Raw genomic sequence first — 17,932 nt, 5'->3', positions numbered from 1 at the left:
GACGGCCTTGGGGGAGGCAGGATGGAGGCATGGATCTTCGCATCTTCACCGAGCCCCAGCAGGGGGCCGACTACGACACCTTGCTCACCGTCGCCAAGGCCACGGAGGACCTCGGCTTCGACGCCTTCTACCGCTCCGACCACTATCTCCGGATGGGCTCCGGCGACGGTCTGCCCGGACCGACGGACGCCTGGATCACCCTGGCCGGACTGGCGCGCGAGACCCGGCGGATCCGCCTCGGCACGCTGATGACCGCGGGCACGTTCCGGCTTCCGGGAGTGCTGGCCATCCAGGTGGCCCAGGTCGATCAGATGTCCGGCGGCCGGATCGAACTGGGCCTGGGCGCGGGCTGGTTCGAGGAGGAGCACAAGGCCTACGGCATCCCGTTCCCGAAGGAGAAGTTCGGCCGCCTGGAGGAGCAGCTCGCGATCGTCACCGGGCTGTGGGCGACGGAGGTCGGCAAGACCTTCAGCTACGACGGGACCTACTACCAGCTCACCGACTCGCCCGCGCTGCCCAAGCCCGCCCAGGCCAAGGTGCCCGTCCTGATCGGCGGTCACGGGGCGACACGCACCCCGCGCCTCGCCGCGCAGTACGCCGACGAGTTCAACATCCCGTTCGCCTCGCTGGAGGACAGCGAGAAGCAGTTCGGCCGGGTCCGGGCCGCCGCGCAGGCGCACGGGCGCTCACCGGACGACCTCGTGTACTCCAACGCGCTGATCGTCTGCACGGGCAAGGACGACGCCGAGGTCGCCCGGCGCGCGGCGGCCATCGGCCGGGATGTGGAGGAGCTGAAGGCGAACGGCCTGGCGGGGTCGCCCGCCGAGGTGGTCGACAAGATCGGCCGCTACGGGGCGATCGGCTCGTCGAGGATCTACCTCCAGATTCTCGACCTGGACGACCTGGACCACCTGGAACTGATCTCCTCTCAGATCCAGTCCCAGCTGACCTGACCTGACCGAATGTGATCCGACCTGAGGAGGCAGAGGTGGCCGAGAGCGCAGGCAGTACGCTCGCCGACGCGCTGGACGCCGGGCCCGTCCTGCTGGACGGCGGGCTCTCCAACCAGCTGGAGGCACAGGGCTGTGACCTGTCCGACGCGCTGTGGTCGGCCCGGCTGCTGGCCGACGCGCCGGAACAGATCGGGGCCGCTCACCTCGCCTATCTCCGGGCCGGGGCGCGGGTGTTGATCACGGCCAGCTATCAGGCCACGTTCGAAGGGTTCGGGCGGTACGGGCTCGACCGGGCCGGGACCGAGACCCTGCTCGCCCGCAGCGTGGAGCTGGCCCGGGGCGCCGCCGACGCGGCGCGCCGGGTCGGCCCCGGGCGGGAGACCTGGGTCGCCGCGTCCGTCGGACCGTACGGGGCGATGCTCGCGGACGGCAGTGAGTACCGGGGGCGTTACGGGCTGAGCGTCCGGGAGCTGGAGCGTTTCCACCGCCCCCGGGTGGCGGCACTCGCGGCGGCCCGGCCGGACGTCCTGGCGCTGGAGACGGTGCCGGACCTGGACGAGGCGGAGGCCCTGGTCCGGGTGGCCGAGGAGACCGGGCTGCCGTACTGGCTCTCGTACAGCGTGGCGGGTGGCCGGACCCGGGCCGGGCAGCCGTTGGAGGAGGCGTTCGCGGTGGCGGCCGGGCGGAAGTCCGTCCTCGCGGTCGGGGTCAACTGCTGCGACCCGGACGAGGCGCAGGCGGCGGTCGAGCTGGCGGTGGCGGTCACGGGCAGGCCCGCCGTGGTCTACCCGAACAGCGGCGAGGGCTGGGACGCCGGGGCACGGGGGTGGACCGGGCGCTCCACCTTCGACCCGGACAGGGTGCGGGCCTGGACGCGGGCCGGGGCCCGGCTCGTCGGGGGCTGCTGCCGGGTGGGCCCGGACCTCATAGCTGAGCTGGCCGGGCGACTGGAGGAGCCGGGGGAGCTGGGGGAGCCGGAGAACCCGGAGAACCCGGAGGGAGCGGAGATGTAGGCAAGCGGGGAGAAAATGCCTGGTGGGGACAGGGGGTGAGGATCATACTCGGACAGGTGTTCCTGACCATCGGTACGACCGGCACCCAAGAGCGTCCCGCCACTGATCTGGGCTTTCTGCTGCACAAGCATCCCGACAAGGCGCAGGCGTTCTCCACCTCGCACGGCTCCGCGCACGTCTTCTATCCCGAGGCGTCCGCCGAGCGCTGCACGGCCGCACTCCTGCTGGAGGTGGATCCGGTGGCGCTGGTGCGGCGCGGCAAGGGCAAGGGCCGGGGAGGCGCGCCCGACGCGGCGCTCGCGCAGTATGTCAACGACCGCCCCTACGCGGCGTCCTCGCTGCTGTCGGTGGCCCTCGCCGCCGTGTTCAAGTCCGCGCTCGGCGGGGTCTGCCGGGCCATGCCCGAGCGGGCGACGAGCCCCATGCCGCTGCGGATCGAGGTGCCCGCCCTGCCCGCCCGGGGCGGTGTCGAGCTGGTGCACAAGCTGTTCGCGCCGCTCGGCTGGGAGCGGGTCGAGGCCACGGCCGTACCGCTGGACGAGGAGTTCCCCGCCTGGGGCGACTCGCGCTACGTACGGCTGGTGCTGGAGGGCGAGTTGCGGCTCGCCGACGCGCTGCGGCAGCTCTATGTCCTGCTGCCGGTGCTCGACGACGCCAAGCACTACTGGGTCGCGCCCGACGAGGTGGACAAGCTGCTGCGGGCCGGGGAGGGCTGGCTGGCCGACCACCCCGAGCGGCCGCTGATCACCCGGCGCTATCTGTCCCACCGCTGGGGGCTCACCCGCCAGGCGGACCAGGCCCTGGAGCTGGTCCGGCTCGCCGAGTCGGACGACCTCGACGTGGACAGCGTCGACAATGCGGTGGACGAGAGCACCGACACCGAGGAGAAGCCGGTTCCGCTCGCCGAGCATCGGCGGACCGCGATCCTGGACGCGCTGCGCGCCGCCGGGGCGAGCAGGGTGCTCGACCTGGGCTGTGGCCAGGGCCAGTTGGTGCAGGCGCTCCTCAAGGATGTGCGCTTCACCGAGATCGTGGGCGTCGACGTCTCGATGCGTGCCCTCACCATCGCCTCGCGGCGGCTGAAGCTGGACCGGATGGGGGAGCGCCAGGCCGACCGGGTCACGCTGCGGCAGGGCTCGCTGACCTACACCGACAAGCGGCTGACGGGGTATGACGCCGCCGTGCTCAGCGAGGTGATCGAGCACCTGGACCTGCCCCGGCTGCCCGCCCTGGAGTACGCGGTGTTCGGCGCCGCACGACCCGGGACGGTGCTCGTGACCACGCCGAACGTCGAGTACAACGTCCGCTGGGAGACCCTGCCCGCCGGGCACGCCCGGCACGGGGACCACCGCTTCGAGTGGACCCGGGCCGAATTCCGGAACTGGGCCGGGCAGGTCGCCGAACGGCACGGCTACACCGTCCGGTACGTGCCGGTCGGGCCGGACGACCCCGAGGTGGGGCCGCCGACCCAGATGGCCGTGTTCACCCGCACCACCGAGCGGACCGAGAAGCAGACCGAGAAGAAGAAGGAGGCGGAAGCCGCATGAACAGCGACCACAGCACCACCGGCGCGGAGACCGCCGAGCCTGGCCGGACCGCCGCCGCGGCGAGCCCCGTGCGCACCCTGCCGGTGACCGACCTCTCCCTCGTCGTCCTCATCGGCGCCAGCGGATCGGGCAAGTCCACCTTCGCCCGCAAGCACTTCAAGCCGACCGAGATCGTCTCCTCGGACGTCTGCCGGGGCCTGGTCGCCGACGACGAGAACGACCAGAGCGCCAGCCGCGACGCCTTCGACGTGCTGCACTACATCGCGGGCAAGCGCCTGGAGGCCGGGCGGCTCACCGTCATCGACGCCACCAGCGTCCAGTCCGAGAGCCGCAAGCAGCTCGTCCAGCTGGCCAGGAAGTACGACGTCCTGCCCATCGCCATCGTCCTCGACCTGCCCGAGGAGGTCTGCGCCGCCCGCAACGCGGCCCGCCCCGACCGTGCCTCCATGCCCCGCCACGTCATCCAGCGGCACCGCCGCGAGCTGCGGCGCTCGCTGCGCGGCCTGGAGCGCGAGGGCTTCCGCAAGGTACACATCCTGCGCACCGAGGAGGAGGCCGAGCGCGCCGAAGTGGTCCTGGAGCGCCGCTACAACGACCTGCGCCACCTCACAGGACCGTTCGACATCATCGGTGACATCCACGGCTGCCGCTCCGAGCTGGAGACCCTGCTCGGCAAGCTGGGTTACGTGGACGGTGCCCACCCCGAAGGGCGTACGGCCGTCTTCGTCGGCGACCTCGTCGACCGGGGCCCCGACAGCCCCGGAGTGCTGCGCCGCGTCATGTCCATGGTGGCGTCGGGCAACGCCCTCTGCGTCCCCGGCAACCACGAGAACAAGCTCGGCCGCTATCTCGCGGGCCGCAAGGTCCAGCTCACCCACGGGCTCGCCGAGACCGTCGAGCAGCTGGAGCGCGAGGACGCCGAGCACCCCGAGTTCCGGGGCCAGGTGCGGGAGTTCATCGACTCCCTCGTCAGCCACTACGTTCTGGACGACGGCAAGCTGGTGGTCTGTCACGCCGGGCTGCCCGAGAAGTACCACGGCCGTACCTCCGGCCGGGTCCGCTCGCACGCGCTGTACGGGGACACGACCGGGGAGACCGACGAGTTCGGCCTGCCCGTGCGCTACCCGTGGGCCGAGGAGTACCGGGGCCGGGCCACCGTGGTCTACGGCCACACCCCCGTCCCCACCACCTCCTGGATCAACAACACCATCTGCCTGGACACCGGCGCCGTCTTCGGCGGGAAGATGACCGCGCTGCGCTGGCCGGAGCGCGAACTCGTCGACGTACCCGCCGAGAAGGTCTGGTACGAGCCGGTCAAGCCGCTGGTGACCGAGGCGCCCGGTGGCCGGGAGGGCCGGCCGCTGGACATCGCCGACGTCCAGGGCCGCCGGATCGTCGAGACCCGGCACATGGGACGCGTCGCCGTGCGCGAGGAGAACGCCGCCGCCGCGCTCGAAGTCATGAGCCGGTTCGCCGTCGACCCGCAGCTCCTCGCCTACCTGCCGCCCACGATGGCCCCCACCGCCACCTCCCGCGAGGACGGCTTCCTGGAGCACCCGGCCGAGGCGTTCGCGCAGTACGCGTCCGACGGCGTCGAGCGGGTCGTGTGCGAGGAGAAGCACATGGGCTCCCGGGCCGTCGCCCTGGTCTGCAAGGACGCGGAGGCGGCGACCGCGCGGTTCGGCACGGCGGGCCCCACCGGCGCGCTGTACACCCGCACCGGCCGCCCCTTCCTGGACGACCCGGCGATGACCGAAGAGGTCCTGGCCCGGCTCCGCAGCGCCGTCACCGCCGCCGGGCTCTGGGCGGAGTGGGACACCGACTGGGTGCTCCTGGACGCCGAGCTGATGCCGTGGTCGCTGAAGGCGGGCGGGCTGCTGCGCTCGCAGTACGCCGCCGTCGGCGCCGCGTCCGGCGCGGTCCTCCCGTCAGCCGTCGCCGCCCTGGAGCAGGCGGCCGCCCGGGGCGTCGAGGTGGCGGGCCTCGCCGGACAGCAGCGGGCCCGCGCGCAGGACGCCGCCGCGTTCACCGAGGCGTACCGGCGCTACTGCTGGCCCACCGAGGGCCTGGAGGGGGTGCGCCTGGCCCCTTTCCAGATCCTCGCCGTCCAGGGCCGCTCCCTGGCCGCCGTCCCGCACGACGAGCAGCTCGCCTGGCTCGACCGGCTCGTCGAGCACGACCCGACCGGGCTGCTCCAGGTCACCCGCCGGCTCGTCGTCGACACCGGCGACGAGGGATCGGTCCGCGCCGGTGTGGACTGGTGGCTGGAGATGACCGGGCGCGGCGGCGAGGGCATGGTCGTCAAGCCGCTCGGCGCCCTCGTCCGGGACGCCAAGGGCCGCCTCGTCCAGCCCGGCATCAAGGTGCGCGGCCGGGAGTATCTCCGCATCATCTACGGCCCCGAGTACACCCGCCCGGAGAATCTGGAGCGGCTGCGCTCCCGGTTCCTCGGCCACAAGCGCTCGCTCGCGCTGCGGGAGTACGCACTGGGTCTGGAGGCGCTGGACCGGCTGGCGGAGGGCGAACCGCTGTGGCGGATCCACGAGGCGGTGTTCGCCGTCCTGGCCCTGGAGTCGGAGCCGGTGGACCCCCGGCTCTGAGACCGGTCCAACGGATAGCCGATTCGCCGGGTGAACGGTGCTCCGCGCGGTGAGGATGAAGGCATGGGATTCCATGTCGACTCCGAAGCCGGGCGGCTGCGCCGCGTCATACTGCACCGCCCCGATCTGGAGCTGAAGCGGCTCACCCCCAGGAACAAGGACGCGCTCCTGTTCGACGACGTCCTGTGGGTGCGCCGCGCCCGGGAGGAGCACGACGGGTTCGCCGACGTCCTGCGCGACCGGGGCGTCGCCGTGCACCTCTTCGGCGATCTGCTCCGCGAGTCCCTCGACATCCCGGTCGCGCGACGGCTCGTGCTCGACCGGGTCTTCGACGAGAAGGAGTACGGCCCGCTCGCGACCGAGCATCTGCGGGCCGCCTTCGAGCAGCTGTCGGCGGCGGAGCTGGCGGAGGCGCTGGTCGGGGGCATGACCAAGCGGGAGTTCCTGGAGCGGTACAGCGAGCCGACCTCCGTCCGCTTCCATGTGATGGACCTGGACGACTTCCTGCTCGGACCGCTGCCCAACCACCTCTTCACCCGGGACACCTCGGCGTGGATCTACGACGGGGTGTCCATCAACGCCATGCGCTGGCCCGCCCGGCAGCGCGAGACCGTCCACTTCGAGGCCATCTACCGCCACCACCCGCTCTTCACCGGCCCGGAGGCGGGCGCCTTCCACCACTGGTCGGAGGGGCAGGACGACTACCCCTCCACCATCGAGGGCGGCGACGTCCTGGTCATCGGGCAGGGCGCGGTCCTGATCGGCATGAGCGAGCGCACCACCCCGCAGGCGGTCGAGATGCTGGCCCGCGGGCTCTTCGACGCCGGTTCCGCGCGCACGATCGTGGCGCTGGACATGCCCAAGGCCCGTGCGTTCATGCACCTGGACACGGTGATGACGATGGTCGACGGCGACACGTTCACTCAGTACGCCGGGCTCGGCATGCTCCGGTCGTACACCATCGAGCCCGGCAGCGGCCCCCGCGAGCTGAAGGTCACCGACCATCCGCCCGAGCACATGCACCGCGCGATCGCCGCCGCCCTCGGCCTCGATTCCATCCGGGTCCTCACCGCCACCCAGGACGTGCACGCCGCCGAGCGCGAGCAGTGGGACGACGGCTGCAACGTGCTCGCGGTCGAGCCCGGCGTCGTCGTCGCGTACGAGCGCAACGCCACGACCAACACCTATCTGCGCAAGCAGGGCATCGAGGTGATCGAGATCCGGGGCAGCGAGCTGGGCCGGGGTCGCGGCGGGCCGCGCTGTATGAGCTGCCCGGTGGAGCGGGATCCCGTGGCGTGAGCGGCCGACGGAACGCGAACCCATGCCCCTGTATAGAGATGCGAGGTGTCGTATAGACTTCCAGTCCTGTCGCGCGCAGCGCGCCGATCCCCGCCCGACCCAGGAGCAGTCATCATGGCCATAGACCTCACCGGCCGCCACTTCCTCAAGGAGCTGGACTTCACCTCCGAGGAGTTTCTCGGCTTGGTCGCGCTGGCCGCCGAGCTCAAGGCGGCCAAGAAGGCCGGGGCCGAGGTCCAGCGGCTGCGCGGGAAGAACATCGCGCTGATCTTCGAGAAGACCTCGACCCGGACGCGCTGCGCGTTCGAGGTCGCCGCCGCCGACCAGGGCGCCTTCACCACCTACCTCGACCCCGCGGGCTCCCAGATGGGCCACAAGGAGTCCGTGAAGGACACCGCCCGGGTGCTGGGCCGGATGTTCGACGGGATCGAGTACCGGGGCGACAGCCAGCAGGCCGTCGAGGAGCTGGCCGCACACGGCGGCGTGCCGGTCTTCAACGGGCTCACCGACGACTGGCACCCCACCCAGATGCTCGCCGACGTCCTCACCATGACCGAGTGCCGCGAGGGCACCCTCGCGGGGACGGCCTTCGCCTACCTCGGCGACGCCCGCTTCAACATGGGCAACTCCTACCTGATCACCGGCGCCCTGCTCGGCCTGGACGTCCGGATCGTCGCCCCCGAGGCGTACTGGCCGGCCGAGGCGGTCGTGGCGCGGGCCCGGAAGCTCGCCGAGGTCAGCGGCGCGAAGATCACCCTCACCGGCGACGTGGCCCAGGGCGTCGCGGGCGCCGACTTCGTCGCCACCGACGTCTGGGTCTCCATGGGAGAGCCCAAGGAGGTCTGGGCCGAGCGCATCGCCGCCCTCGGGCCCTACGCCGTGACGATGGACGTCCTGCGGGCCACCGGCAACCCGGACGTGAAGTTCCTGCACTGCCTGCCGGCCTTCCACGACCTCGGCACCCAGGTCGGCCGGGACATCCACGCCCGGTACGGACTGACCGAGCTGGAGGTCAGCGACGAGGTCTTCGAGTCGCCGCACTCCGTCGTCTTCGACCAGGCGGAGAACCGGATGCACACGATCAAGGCCGTGCTGGTGGCGACCCTCGCCGGAAAGTAGCCTCGCCGGCAAGGGTGCCCGGTACGGATACCGGGCAGGGGTTCGCATGCTCATACACCCGATTGGGTGAACATGCGTACTGGTGGCTACGATGTCGGCTCTTGGTGGGGTTCGGACCCGGGGAGACCCCCGCAGGGTCGAACCCCATACCTGTGCCGCCGGAACACCGGCGCACGGCCGTCCCCCCACTGCACCACCAGAGATGAGAACGTCCCGCATGAGCACCGGTCTGCCGCGATCCGGCACCCCGAAGCCCTCCGGCCCCCATCTGTCGGGCCTGCGCCGCAAGAGTCCCGAGCAGCTCATCGCCGAATCCGGTGGCGACCTGGAAGGCCACGGCCTCAAGCGCACGATGGGCCTCTTCCAGCTCGTCTGCTTCGGGGTCGGCGCGATCGTCGGCACCGGCATCTTCGTCGGGCTCTCCGACAGCGTCGCCGAGGCCGGCCCCGCCGTCGTGATCTCGTTCGTCCTCGCCGCGATCACCTGCATCTTCACCGCCCTGTCCTTCGCGGAGCTGGGCAGCGCCATCCCGGTCTCCGGAAGCTCGTACTCCTTCGCGTACGCGGCCCTCGGCGAGCGCACCGCCTTCCTCGTCGGCTGGTGCCTGCTGCTGGAGTACGGCGTCTCGGTCTCCGCCGTCGCGGTGGGCTGGAGCCAGTACGTCAACGAGCTGCTGAACAGCCTGTTCGGCTGGGAACTGCCCGCGGCCCTGTCCTCCGGGCCCGCTGACGGCGGTGTCGTCAACCTGCCCGCGGTCGTCGTGATCGCCATGGCCGCCACCCTGCTGGTGCGCGGCGTCCGGGAGAGCGCCACGGCCACCGCCGCCATGGCGGTCCTCAAGATCGGCATTCTGATCGCGTTCTGCGCGGTGGCGTTCAGCGCGTTCCAGGACGACAACCTCATGCCGTTCGCCACCCACGGGCTCGGCGGGATCACCGCGGGCGCGTCGCTCGCGTTCTTCTCCTACATCGGCTTCGACGCCATCACCACCGCCGGCGAAGAGGTCAAGAACCCCCGCCGGAACATCCCGATCGCCATCCTGATCTGCATCGGCGTCGTCACCCTGCTCTACTGCGCCGTGGCGCTCTCCGCCATCGGCGCGATCGGCTCGGACGACGTGGCGAACAAGAGTGCCGCGCTCTCGATCGCCGTCAACGAGGTCACCGGCTCCTCGGTGGGCGGCGGCATCATCGCCTTCGGCGCGGTCGTCGCCATCGCCTCGGTGGTGCTCGCCGTGATGTACGGGCAGACCCGCATCCTGATGTCGATGTCCCGCGACGGACTCATTCCGCGCGTCTTCGAGCGGGTCTCGCCCACGACCCACACCCCGGTCGCCAACACCTGGATCGTCGCCTGCGTCTTCGCGGTCCCGGCCGCCTTCGTCCCGCTCGACGTCGTCGTGAACCTGACGACCATCGGCACGCTGGCCACGATGGTCGCCGTCAATGTCGCGGTGGTGGTGCTCCGCCGCCGCAACCCCGAGCTGAAGCGGACCTTCCGGGTCCCGCTCTACCCGGTCAGCCCGCTGCTGGGCGTCGCCTTCTGCCTGTATCTGATGTACGGGACCGGCTGGACGACCTGGGTCCAGTTCGCGGTCTTCCTGGCCGCCGGCTCGCTGCTCTACGCCGGCTACGGCCGCAAGCGTTCCCGGCTGGTCAGCTCCCCGGCGACGGACCCGGCTGCGCCGGTATCGCCGGAAGCGTGAACCAGACGGCCTTGCCGTGCTCCGTGGTGCGGTGACCGCACGCGGAGCTGAGGGTCCGGATCAGCAGCAGGCCGCGGCCGTGCTCCTGCCAGGGATCGACCTCGAAGCCCGGCCGCGGCCGGGACAGGTCGCCCGGCGGGGCGGGGTCGCGGTCGTGCACCTCGACCTGGCAGCCGGTGGGCAGCAGCTCCACGACCAGTTCGATGGGCTCGCCGCCCAGGGTGTGCTCGACCGCGTTGGCCACCAGCTCGGCGGTCAGCAGTTCGGCGGTGTCGCTGTCGGCCGGGGCGTCGATGTCCGACAGGGCCGTACGGATGAGAGCCCGGGCGATCGGCACGGCCGCGGTCGAATGCGGCAGGGCGATGCGCCAGGAAGCGGGGACGGGGACATCGGGCGGCACGGCAGGGTTTCCGTTCGGGAGCGGGTCTACCTGAAGCGGGAGGTCTCGGCCTCGGGACACTCGTCTTCTCGGGTTCACGTCGTACTCGTGGCGAGACTTCCTGGTTTCAACCTTACGAACCGCTCCGGCCCAGCCATAGGGGCGGTCGGCCGGAGCAAAGGGGACTTTCGCCACAACGGTCTCATGGATGCGGTATTGCGACCTCGTGACGGCAGTCACGCTTGAGTGATAACTTCGGAGGCGGAACGCGACCCGCGCACGGCCGGCACCCGCCCGATCGCTGAAGGGGACCCCTCCATGAGCCCGTTTCCCAGCTCGGCCCCGAGCGCCGAGGAATGGCGTCATCTCCGGCTGACCCGGGACGACGGTGTGGCAACCGTCACATTCTCCCGCCCCGAAAAACTCAACGCGCTCACCTTCGGCGCCTACGCCGATCTGCGCGACCTCCTCGCCGAGCTCTCCCGGGAGCGCTCCGTCCGCGCCCTCGTCCTCGCCGGGGAGGGGCGCGGCTTCTGCTCCGGCGGCGACGTCGACGAGATCATCGGCGCCACCCTCGCCATGGACACCGCGCAGCTCCTCGACTTCAACCGGATGACCGGCCAGGTCGTCCGGGCCCTGCGCGAGTGCCCCTTCCCCGTCGTCGCCGCGATCCACGGGGTCGCGGCGGGCGCCGGAGCCGTCCTGGCCCTCGCCGCCGACTTCCGGGTCGCCGACCCCTCGGCCCGCTTCGCCTTCCTCTTCACCCGGGTCGGCCTCTCCGGCGGCGACATGGGCGCGGCCTATCTGCTGCCCCGGGTCGTCGGCCTCGGCCACGCCACCCGGCTCCTGATGCTCGGCGACGCCGTCCGCGCCCCCGAGGCGGAGCGGATCGGCCTGATCAGCGAGCTGGCCGAGGAGGGGAAGGCCGACGAACGCGCCGCCGAGCTGGCCCGCCGCCTCGCCGACGGCCCCGCCCTCGCGCTCGCCCAGACCAAGGCCCTGCTCACCGCCGAGCTGGACATGCCGCTCGCCGCCTCCGTCGAGCTGGACGCCAGCACCCAGGCCCTCCTGATGCACGGCGAGGACTACGCCGAGTTCCACGCCGCCTTCACCGAGAAGCGGCCCCCGAAGTGGCAGGGGCGGTAGCCGTGGCCGGCGGCGGATCCTCCGTGCGGCGCATCGCGGTCATCGGCGGCGGCCCCGGCGGGCTCTACGCCGCGTCCCTGCTCAAACGGCTCGACCCGGACCGCGAGATCACCGTCTTCGAGCGCAACGCCCCCGACGACACCTTCGGCTTCGGCGTCGTCCTCTCCGACGAGACCCTCGGCGGCATCGAACACGCCGACCCCGAGGTCTACCGCGCCCTCGGCCGCGAGTTCGTCCGCTGGGACACCATCGACATCGTCCACCGCGGCCGCACCCACACCTCCGGCGGCCACGGTTTCGCCGCCCTCGGCCGCCGCCGGCTCCTGGAGATCCTGCACGAACGCTGCACCGACCTCGGTGTCGGTCTCCGCTTCCGCACCGAGGCCCCGCCCGTCGCCGAGCTGGCCGCCCACCACGACCTGGTCATCGCCGCCGACGGGGTCAACAGCGTGACCCGCCGGGCGCACGCCGACGTTTTCGGCCCCTCCCTCACCGAACACCGCAACCGCTACATCTGGCTCGCCGCCGACTTCGCGTTCGACGCCTTCCGCTTCGAGATCGCCGAAACGCCGTACGGCGTCATGCAGTTGCACGGCTACCCGTACGCCGCCGACGCCTCCACCGTCATCGTCGAGATGCGCGAGGAGGTGTGGCGCGCCGCCGGACTCGACACCTGCGAACCGGCCGAATCCACCACCCGCTGCGCCAAGTTCTTCACCGAGGCCCTGGACGGCAGGCCCCTGCGCTCCAACCGGTCCAGCTGGCTCACCTTCCGTACGGTCACCAACTCCCGCTGGTCCCACGGCAACACCGTGCTCATCGGCGACGCGGCCCACACCGCCCATTTCTCCATCGGCTCCGGCACCAAGCTCGCCGTCGAGGACGCCCTCGCGCTCGCCGCCTGCGTCGAGGAACAGCCGGACCTGCCTTCCGCGTTGACGGCGTACGAGGCCGAGCGCCGCCCGGTCGTCGCCTCCACGCAGCGGGCGGCGGCGGCCAGTCTGCGCTGGTTCGAGGAGCTGGCCACCTATGTCGACCAGCCGCCCCGCCGCTTCGCCTTCAACCTCCTCACCCGCAGCCGCCGGGTCACCCACGACAACCTGCGGCTGCGCGACGCCTCGTTCACCGCCGCCGTGGAGGAGGAGTTCGGCTGCCCGCCCGGCACCCCGCCGATGTTCACCCCGTTCCGGCTGCGCGGCCTGACCCTGCGCAACCGCGTCGTCGTCTCGCCCATGGACATGTACTCCGCCACCGACGGGCTCCCCGGCGACTTCCACCTCGTCCACCTCGGGGCCCGTGCGCTCGGCGGCGCCGGACTCACCATGACCGAGATGGTCTGTGTCAGTCCCGAGGGCCGCATCACCCCCGGCTGCACGGGCCTGTGGACCGACGAACAGGCCCTGGCCTGGCGGCGGATCACCGACTTCGTCCACACCTCCGCCCCCGGCGCCGCCATCGGCGTCCAGCTCGGCCACTCCGGCCGCAAGGGCTCCACCAAGCTGATGTGGGAGGGCATCGACCAGCCCCTGGACAGCGGCAACTGGCCGCTGACAGCCGCCTCCCCGCTCCCGTACGCCCCCGGCGTCAGCCAGGTCCCCGCCGAGCTGGACCGGGCCGGACTGGACGCCGTACGCGAGCAGTTCACCTCCGCCGCCCGGCGCGCCGCGAGCAGCGGCTTCGACCTCCTCGAACTCCACTGCGCCCACGGCTACTTGCTCTCCGGCTTCCTCTCCCCGCTCACCAACCACCGCACCGACGCCTACGGCGGAGACCTGGCCGGCCGCCTCCGCTTCCCCCTCGAAGTCTTCGACGCCGTGCGCGAAGTCTGGCCGGAGGAACGGCCGATGACCGTCCGGATCTCCGCCACCGACTGGGCCGCGGGTGGCACCGACGCCGAGGACGCCGTCGCGATCGCCCGCGCCTTCGCCGAGCACGGGGCCGACGCCATCGACGTCTCCACGGGCCAGGTCGTACCCGAGGAGCGCCCCGAGTACGGCCGCTCCTACCAGACCCCGTACGCCGACCGGATCCGCAACACCGTGGACGTCCCCGTCATCGCGGTCGGCGCGATCTCCTCCTGGGACGACGTCAACTCCCTGCTCCTGGCGGGCCGCGCCGACCTCTGCGCCCTGGCCCGCCCCCACCTCTACGACCCGCACTGGACGCTCCACGCGGCCGCCGAACAGGGCTACACGGGACCGGGCGCGCCCTGGCCCCTCCCGTACGGCGCGGGCAGCCGCACCCCGCCCACCGGCCGCACCGACGGACCGAAACCCCGGCTCACTCTGGGGTGACCAGGCACGTGTGACAGAGACACGGCGTGGGGTGGGGCGCGCCGTGGTGGGTCTCGCGGTACTCGGCGGCGAGCCGCTCCAGCAGACCGGCCAGCTCCTCGGCCTCCTCCCGGGGCTGCGGACGCACCGCGAGCGCTTGGGCCCGCCGCAGCACGGCCGGCGCGAAGACCTGCTTGGCCCGGAAGGTGTGCAGATGGCGTGAGCCCGTGTCGACGGTGATCCAACGGCCGGTGCGGGCCCGCCCGATGGTGGTCACCTGCTCGTGCCCCATGCCCGGGTAGGTGCCGACGACGTACACCTTGGCCCCGCCCCGGTACGTCTTGGTCCCGGGCCGCAGCTCCTGCCCGCCGTCCCCGTACCGCCGCCACCGCACGACGTTCGCGGCGACGAGCCACAGCGGCTCAGACGCCACGGGCCCAGGTGCCACGGGCTCCGTCATCTCGCGTCCCTTCTCAACTGCACCCGGTCCGCCACCGGCTCGTAACCGATGCGCAGATATACGCCGTTGCTCGTCGGATTGGCCAGGTCCGCGAACAACAGCACCTCCGCCGCGCCCGCCTCCAGCGCGGCCCGGGAGGACGCGGCCGTCACGGCGGCCCCGTACCCCCGGCCGCGGAAATCCGGCGGGGTGTACACCAACGTCACCCGCACCGTGCCCGCCAGCATCCGGGTGCGCCCCGCCAGGGCCACCGGCGTACCGCCGCACTCCCAGAGGGTGAGCGAACCGCGTTCCGTGCCCTCGTCCACCAGCCACTCCACCAAGGACGTGGCCTTCCCGGCCTGCCCGGTCGCGTCGGCGAACCCCCGCACCCACTCCACCAGCAGCGCCCGGTCCGCCCGCGTCGCCACCCTGGCCCGGCCCTCCGGCGCGGGGGAGGGCGGCCGAAGCATGCCCAGCCGGTACAGCCGCTGCTCCTGCACGGTCCGGTACCCCGGCAGCCGGGCGGCCAGCAGCGCCGCGATGTCCCGGTCCGCGTTGACACCGTCGAGGTCGGAACCCGCCCCCAGGGCCTCCACCAGCGGCCCCACCGCCTCCGGCGGCACGGCCGTCAGCAGTGCCGCGTGCGGTGGCGTGCGTACGAGTGTCCCCGCCACCGCCCCGTCCGCCCCGCGCCACCAGCCGAGGAGCGGATCGTCGTCCCCGTAGTGATGCGCACCCGAACGCCTCAGCCGCTCGGTGACGCTCAGCGCCACCGTGTGCTCGACGGGCCGCGCGGCGAGCGACGGTCCGGCCGAGGCGAGGAACACGTCGACGTCGTCGGTGAAGGTCCAGGTCATGCCTCATCCTGCCCGGGGGCGGCCGGCCGGGGCACCCGGATTTCCCCCCGCAGAGGTCACCGCGGAGGTCACTCCCGTACGAACCGCTCCCCGGCGTCCCGCAGCCGCTTGTGCAGCCGGCCGAACACCTCCGCCGACCGGCCGCCCGGCCAGTCCGCGGGCAGCAGCTCCGCCGGCAGACCCGGGTCCGCGTACGGGAGTTGCCGCCAGGAGTCCAGCGCCAGCAGATAGTCCCGGTAGGCGGTCTGCGGGCGGGGCTCGCCGTCGACCCCGGACGCCTCCCAGTCCCGCAGGACCGGCTCGTGCAGCTCCAGGAAGTCGTGGTGCAGGCGCGCCACCGTGTCCAGGTCCCACCAGCGGGCGACCGCCTCGCGGGTGGCGGCGAAACCGAGGTGCTCGCCCCGGAACAGGTCGACGTACGGGTCGAGTTCGAGCCGTTCCAGGGTGTGCCGGGTCTCCTCGTACAGCCCGCCCGGCGCGATCCACACCCCGGGCGCGGCCGTGCCGAAGCCCAGCCGGGCCAGCCGGGAGCGCAGCACATGGCGCTTGCTGCGCTCGGCCTCGGGCACGGAGAACACCGCGAGCACCCAGCCGTCGGCGAGGCTCGGCGCGGGGTGCCGGTAGATTCGCCGGTCCCCGTCGTCGAGCAGCTGCCGGGCGTCCGGGGAGAGCGCGTACCCCGCCGAGCCGTCCGCCGCCCGGGCGGCCACCAGCAGCCCGCGCCGTTTCAGCCGCGAGACGCACGAGCGTACGGAGGGGGCGTCGACGCCCACGGCGTGCAGCAGGCGGATCAGCTCGGACACCGCGAACGGCGCACCGTCCGCCGGACGGCCGTAAGCGCCGTAGAGCGTGATGATCAGGGAGCGGGGGGTGCGCAACTCGGCCACGTGATCACTCTAGAACGGGTGGTCCCGGAGCAGGAACCGCTGGAGCTTGCCGGTCGCCGTGCGGGGGAGTGAGGTGTGGAAGACGAAGACGCGCGGGCACTTGTGCGGGGCCAGGTTGGCCTTCATATGGGCACGCAGCGAGTCCGCCGTCTGCTCCGAGCCCTCGGTCAGCACCACATGCGCCACCACGATCTCGCCGCGCAGTTCGTCCGCCCGGCCCACCACGGCCGCCTCCGCGACCTCCGGATGGCGCAGCAGGGCGTCCTCCACCTCGGGGCCCGCGATGTTGTACCCGGAGGAGATGATCATGTCGTCGGCGCGGGCCACGTAACGGAAGTAGCCGTCCGGTTCGCGGACGAAGGTGTCGCCGGTCAGATTCCAGCCGTGCCGGACGTACTCCGTCTGGCGGGGGTCGGCGAGATAGCGGCAGCCGACCGGGCCGCGCACGGCGAGCAGCCCCGGCTCGCCGTCGGGCAGCTCCTCCCCGTGCTCGTCCACCACCCGGGCCTGCCAGCCCGGCACGGGCACCCCGGTCAGGCCCGGCCGGATCGCGTCGTCGGCGGCCGAGATGAAGATGTGCAGGAGTTCGGTGGCCCCGATGCCGTTGATGATGCGCAGCCCCGTGGCGTCGTACCAGGCCCGCCAGGTCGCCTCCGGCAGGTTCTCCCCGGCCGACACACACCGCCGCAGCGCCGACAGGTCGTGGCCGTTCAGCTCGCCGAGCATCGTGCGGTACGCCGTCGGCGCGGTGAACAGCACCGAGACCCGGTGCCGGACCAGCGCGGGCAGCAGATGCTGCGGACCCGCCTGCTCCAGCAGCAGCGTCGAGGCCCCGGCCCGCAGCGGAAAGACCAGCAGCCCGCCGAGCCCGAACGTGAACCCCAGCGGCGGGCTGCCCGCGAACACGTCGTCGGCCGAGGGGCGCAGCACGTGCTGGGAGAAGGTGTCGGCGATGGCCAGGAGGTCCCGGTGCAGATGCATGCAGCCCTTGGGGCGCCCGGTGGTGCCCGAGGTGAACGCGATGAGTGCGACCTCGTCGGCGGCCGTGTCCACCGCCCGGAACGGACCGGGCCTGCCCTCCACCAGCCGGGTGAGATCGTCGGGCCCGTCCCCGCCGAACAGCGTGATCCGCAGCCCGTCCACGTCCGCATCCGCCAGATCCTCCACGGACCGGGCGTCGCACAGGGCGTGGCCGATGCGGGCCAGCGAGCAGATGGTGGCCAGCTCCGTGGCCCGTGCCTGCGCCAGTACGGTGACGGCGACCGCGCCCGCCTTCATGACGGCGAGCCAGCAGGCGGCCAGCCAGGGCGTGGTCGGCCCGCGCAGCAGCACCCGGTTGCCCGGCACCACGCCCAGGTCGTCCGTCAGCACATGGGCGATGCGGTCCACAATCTCCCGCAGCTCGCCGTAGCTCCAGACGCTCCCGTCGCCGGAGCGCAGCGCGGGACGGTCGGCGCCGTACTCCTCGACGGTGCGGTCCAGCAGCTCGTGTCCGCAGTTCAGCCGGTCGGGGTAACGCGGCGCCGGATCGTCCAGAAGCAGTTCCGGCCACTGCTCCGGAGGTGGGAGATGGTCGCGCGCGAAGGTGTCGGTGTGGGCGCCGGCGGCGCGCCCGGTCGGCTCGTGAGGCGCGCCGGGGACGCGTACGGACGCGTCGGCGGCGGCTGTGGGCGTGTTCGGCGAGGAATTCGGCTCCATGAAGGATCGCCCCC

General features: G+C 72.4%; 14 protein-coding genes. 9 read left to right on the top strand and 5 right to left on the bottom strand.

Annotation, left to right across the window (positions count from 1 at the left end; translation table 11 throughout):
• The first annotated feature begins 29 nt into the window (after window positions 1-29).
• The 7 genes from A3Q37_RS10260 (at window position 30) to A3Q37_RS10230 (ending at window position 10,236) form a co-directional block, all read left to right on the top strand.
• Complete coding sequence (locus A3Q37_RS10260) at window positions 30-953, top strand: LLM class F420-dependent oxidoreductase (RefSeq protein ID WP_058954122.1); 924 nt, start codon at window positions 30-32, stop codon at window positions 951-953.
• 35 nt (window positions 954-988) lie between these two features.
• Window positions 989-1,966, top strand: coding sequence for a homocysteine S-methyltransferase (gene mmuM / locus A3Q37_RS10255; protein WP_065481154.1), 978 nt, complete (start codon window positions 989-991; stop codon window positions 1,964-1,966).
• Between the two features lie 56 nt (window positions 1,967-2,022).
• The gene (locus tag A3Q37_RS10250) at window positions 2,023-3,513 is read left to right on the top strand and encodes a 3' terminal RNA ribose 2'-O-methyltransferase Hen1 (RefSeq protein WP_065481152.1); all 1,491 of its coding nucleotides are present in this window, start codon (window positions 2,023-2,025) and stop codon (window positions 3,511-3,513) included.
• Window positions 3,510-6,113 (top strand): polynucleotide kinase-phosphatase, encoded by a 2,604-nt coding sequence (locus A3Q37_RS10245; protein WP_176711389.1) that lies wholly within the window; start codon window positions 3,510-3,512, stop codon window positions 6,111-6,113. The genes A3Q37_RS10250 and A3Q37_RS10245 overlap by 4 nt, the downstream gene beginning before the upstream one ends.
• 63 nt (window positions 6,114-6,176) lie before the next feature.
• Window positions 6,177-7,412, top strand: a complete 1,236-nt coding sequence (locus tag A3Q37_RS10240) for an arginine deiminase (RefSeq protein ID WP_065481150.1) — start codon at window positions 6,177-6,179, stop codon at window positions 7,410-7,412.
• A gap of 114 nt (window positions 7,413-7,526) precedes the next feature.
• Complete coding sequence (gene argF / locus A3Q37_RS10235) at window positions 7,527-8,531, top strand: ornithine carbamoyltransferase (RefSeq protein WP_065481148.1); 1,005 nt, start codon at window positions 7,527-7,529, stop codon at window positions 8,529-8,531.
• Between the two features lie 217 nt (window positions 8,532-8,748).
• Window positions 8,749-10,236: an amino acid permease gene (locus A3Q37_RS10230; RefSeq protein WP_065481146.1), complete on the top strand. Its 1,488-nt coding sequence runs from the start codon at window positions 8,749-8,751 to the stop codon at window positions 10,234-10,236.
• On the opposite strand, the gene A3Q37_RS10225 is transcribed toward A3Q37_RS10230, so the two are convergent.
• The gene (locus A3Q37_RS10225) at window positions 10,187-10,636 is read right to left on the bottom strand and encodes an ATP-binding protein (RefSeq protein ID WP_065481144.1); all 450 of its coding nucleotides are present in this window, start codon (window positions 10,634-10,636) and stop codon (window positions 10,187-10,189) included. The genes A3Q37_RS10230 and A3Q37_RS10225 overlap by 50 nt on opposite strands.
• 297 nt (window positions 10,637-10,933) lie before the next feature.
• Between A3Q37_RS10225 and A3Q37_RS10220 the strand changes: the two genes are divergently transcribed.
• Both A3Q37_RS10220 and A3Q37_RS10215 read left to right on the top strand, forming a co-directional pair.
• Window positions 10,934-11,761, top strand: a complete 828-nt coding sequence (locus tag A3Q37_RS10220; RefSeq protein WP_065481142.1) for an enoyl-CoA hydratase family protein — start codon at window positions 10,934-10,936, stop codon at window positions 11,759-11,761.
• Window positions 11,746-14,055, top strand: coding sequence for a bifunctional salicylyl-CoA 5-hydroxylase/oxidoreductase (locus A3Q37_RS10215; protein WP_065481141.1), 2,310 nt, complete (start codon window positions 11,746-11,748; stop codon window positions 14,053-14,055). The genes A3Q37_RS10220 and A3Q37_RS10215 overlap by 16 nt, the downstream gene beginning before the upstream one ends.
• Here A3Q37_RS10215 and A3Q37_RS10210 read toward each other — a convergent pair.
• The 4 genes from A3Q37_RS10210 to A3Q37_RS10195 form a co-directional block, all read right to left on the bottom strand.
• Window positions 14,042-14,494: a hypothetical protein gene (locus A3Q37_RS10210; protein ID WP_065481137.1), complete on the bottom strand. Its 453-nt coding sequence runs from the start codon at window positions 14,492-14,494 to the stop codon at window positions 14,042-14,044. The two genes, A3Q37_RS10215 and A3Q37_RS10210, sit on opposite strands and share 14 nt — an antisense overlap.
• Complete coding sequence (locus A3Q37_RS10205) at window positions 14,491-15,333, bottom strand: GNAT family N-acetyltransferase (protein ID WP_065481134.1); 843 nt, start codon at window positions 15,331-15,333, stop codon at window positions 14,491-14,493. The genes A3Q37_RS10210 and A3Q37_RS10205 overlap by 4 nt, the downstream gene beginning before the upstream one ends.
• A gap of 68 nt (window positions 15,334-15,401) precedes the next feature.
• Window positions 15,402-16,220, bottom strand: a complete 819-nt coding sequence (locus A3Q37_RS10200; protein WP_065481131.1) for a PaaX family transcriptional regulator C-terminal domain-containing protein — start codon at window positions 16,218-16,220, stop codon at window positions 15,402-15,404.
• Window positions 16,221-16,229: 9 nt separating this feature from the next.
• Entirely contained in the window at window positions 16,230-17,918 is a 1,689-nt protein-coding gene (locus A3Q37_RS10195; RefSeq protein ID WP_065481129.1) for an AMP-binding protein, read from the bottom strand.
• Between the last annotated feature and the right edge of the window lie 14 nt (window positions 17,919-17,932).

It is taken from the genome of Streptomyces sp. PTY087I2, from assembly GCF_001687325.1.
Lineage (GTDB): Bacteria > Actinomycetota > Actinomycetes > Streptomycetales > Streptomycetaceae > Streptomyces.
Note: the sequence above shows the minus strand (reverse complement) of the source record. Positions and strands in the feature narration are given on the sequence as shown.

What these genes read in the sequence shown, in the direction of transcription:
- A3Q37_RS10195 (WP_065481129.1), bottom strand. Translation starts at nt 17,918, where the DNA reads ATGGAGCCGAATTCCTCGCCGAACACGCCCACAGCCGCCGCCGACGCG.
- A3Q37_RS10260 (WP_058954122.1), top strand. Translation starts at nt 30, where the DNA reads ATGGATCTTCGCATCTTCACCGAGCCCCAGCAGGGGGCCGACTACGAC.
- A3Q37_RS10205 (WP_065481134.1), bottom strand. Translation starts at nt 15,333, where the DNA reads ATGACCTGGACCTTCACCGACGACGTCGACGTGTTCCTCGCCTCGGCC.
- A3Q37_RS10230 (WP_065481146.1), top strand. Translation starts at nt 8,749, where the DNA reads ATGAGCACCGGTCTGCCGCGATCCGGCACCCCGAAGCCCTCCGGCCCC.
- A3Q37_RS10210 (WP_065481137.1), bottom strand. Translation starts at nt 14,494, where the DNA reads ATGACGGAGCCCGTGGCACCTGGGCCCGTGGCGTCTGAGCCGCTGTGG.
- argF (WP_065481148.1), top strand. Translation starts at nt 7,527, where the DNA reads ATGGCCATAGACCTCACCGGCCGCCACTTCCTCAAGGAGCTGGACTTC.
- A3Q37_RS10220 (WP_065481142.1), top strand. Translation starts at nt 10,934, where the DNA reads ATGAGCCCGTTTCCCAGCTCGGCCCCGAGCGCCGAGGAATGGCGTCAT.
- A3Q37_RS10240 (WP_065481150.1), top strand. Translation starts at nt 6,177, where the DNA reads ATGGGATTCCATGTCGACTCCGAAGCCGGGCGGCTGCGCCGCGTCATA.
- A3Q37_RS10245 (WP_176711389.1), top strand. Translation starts at nt 3,510, where the DNA reads ATGAACAGCGACCACAGCACCACCGGCGCGGAGACCGCCGAGCCTGGC.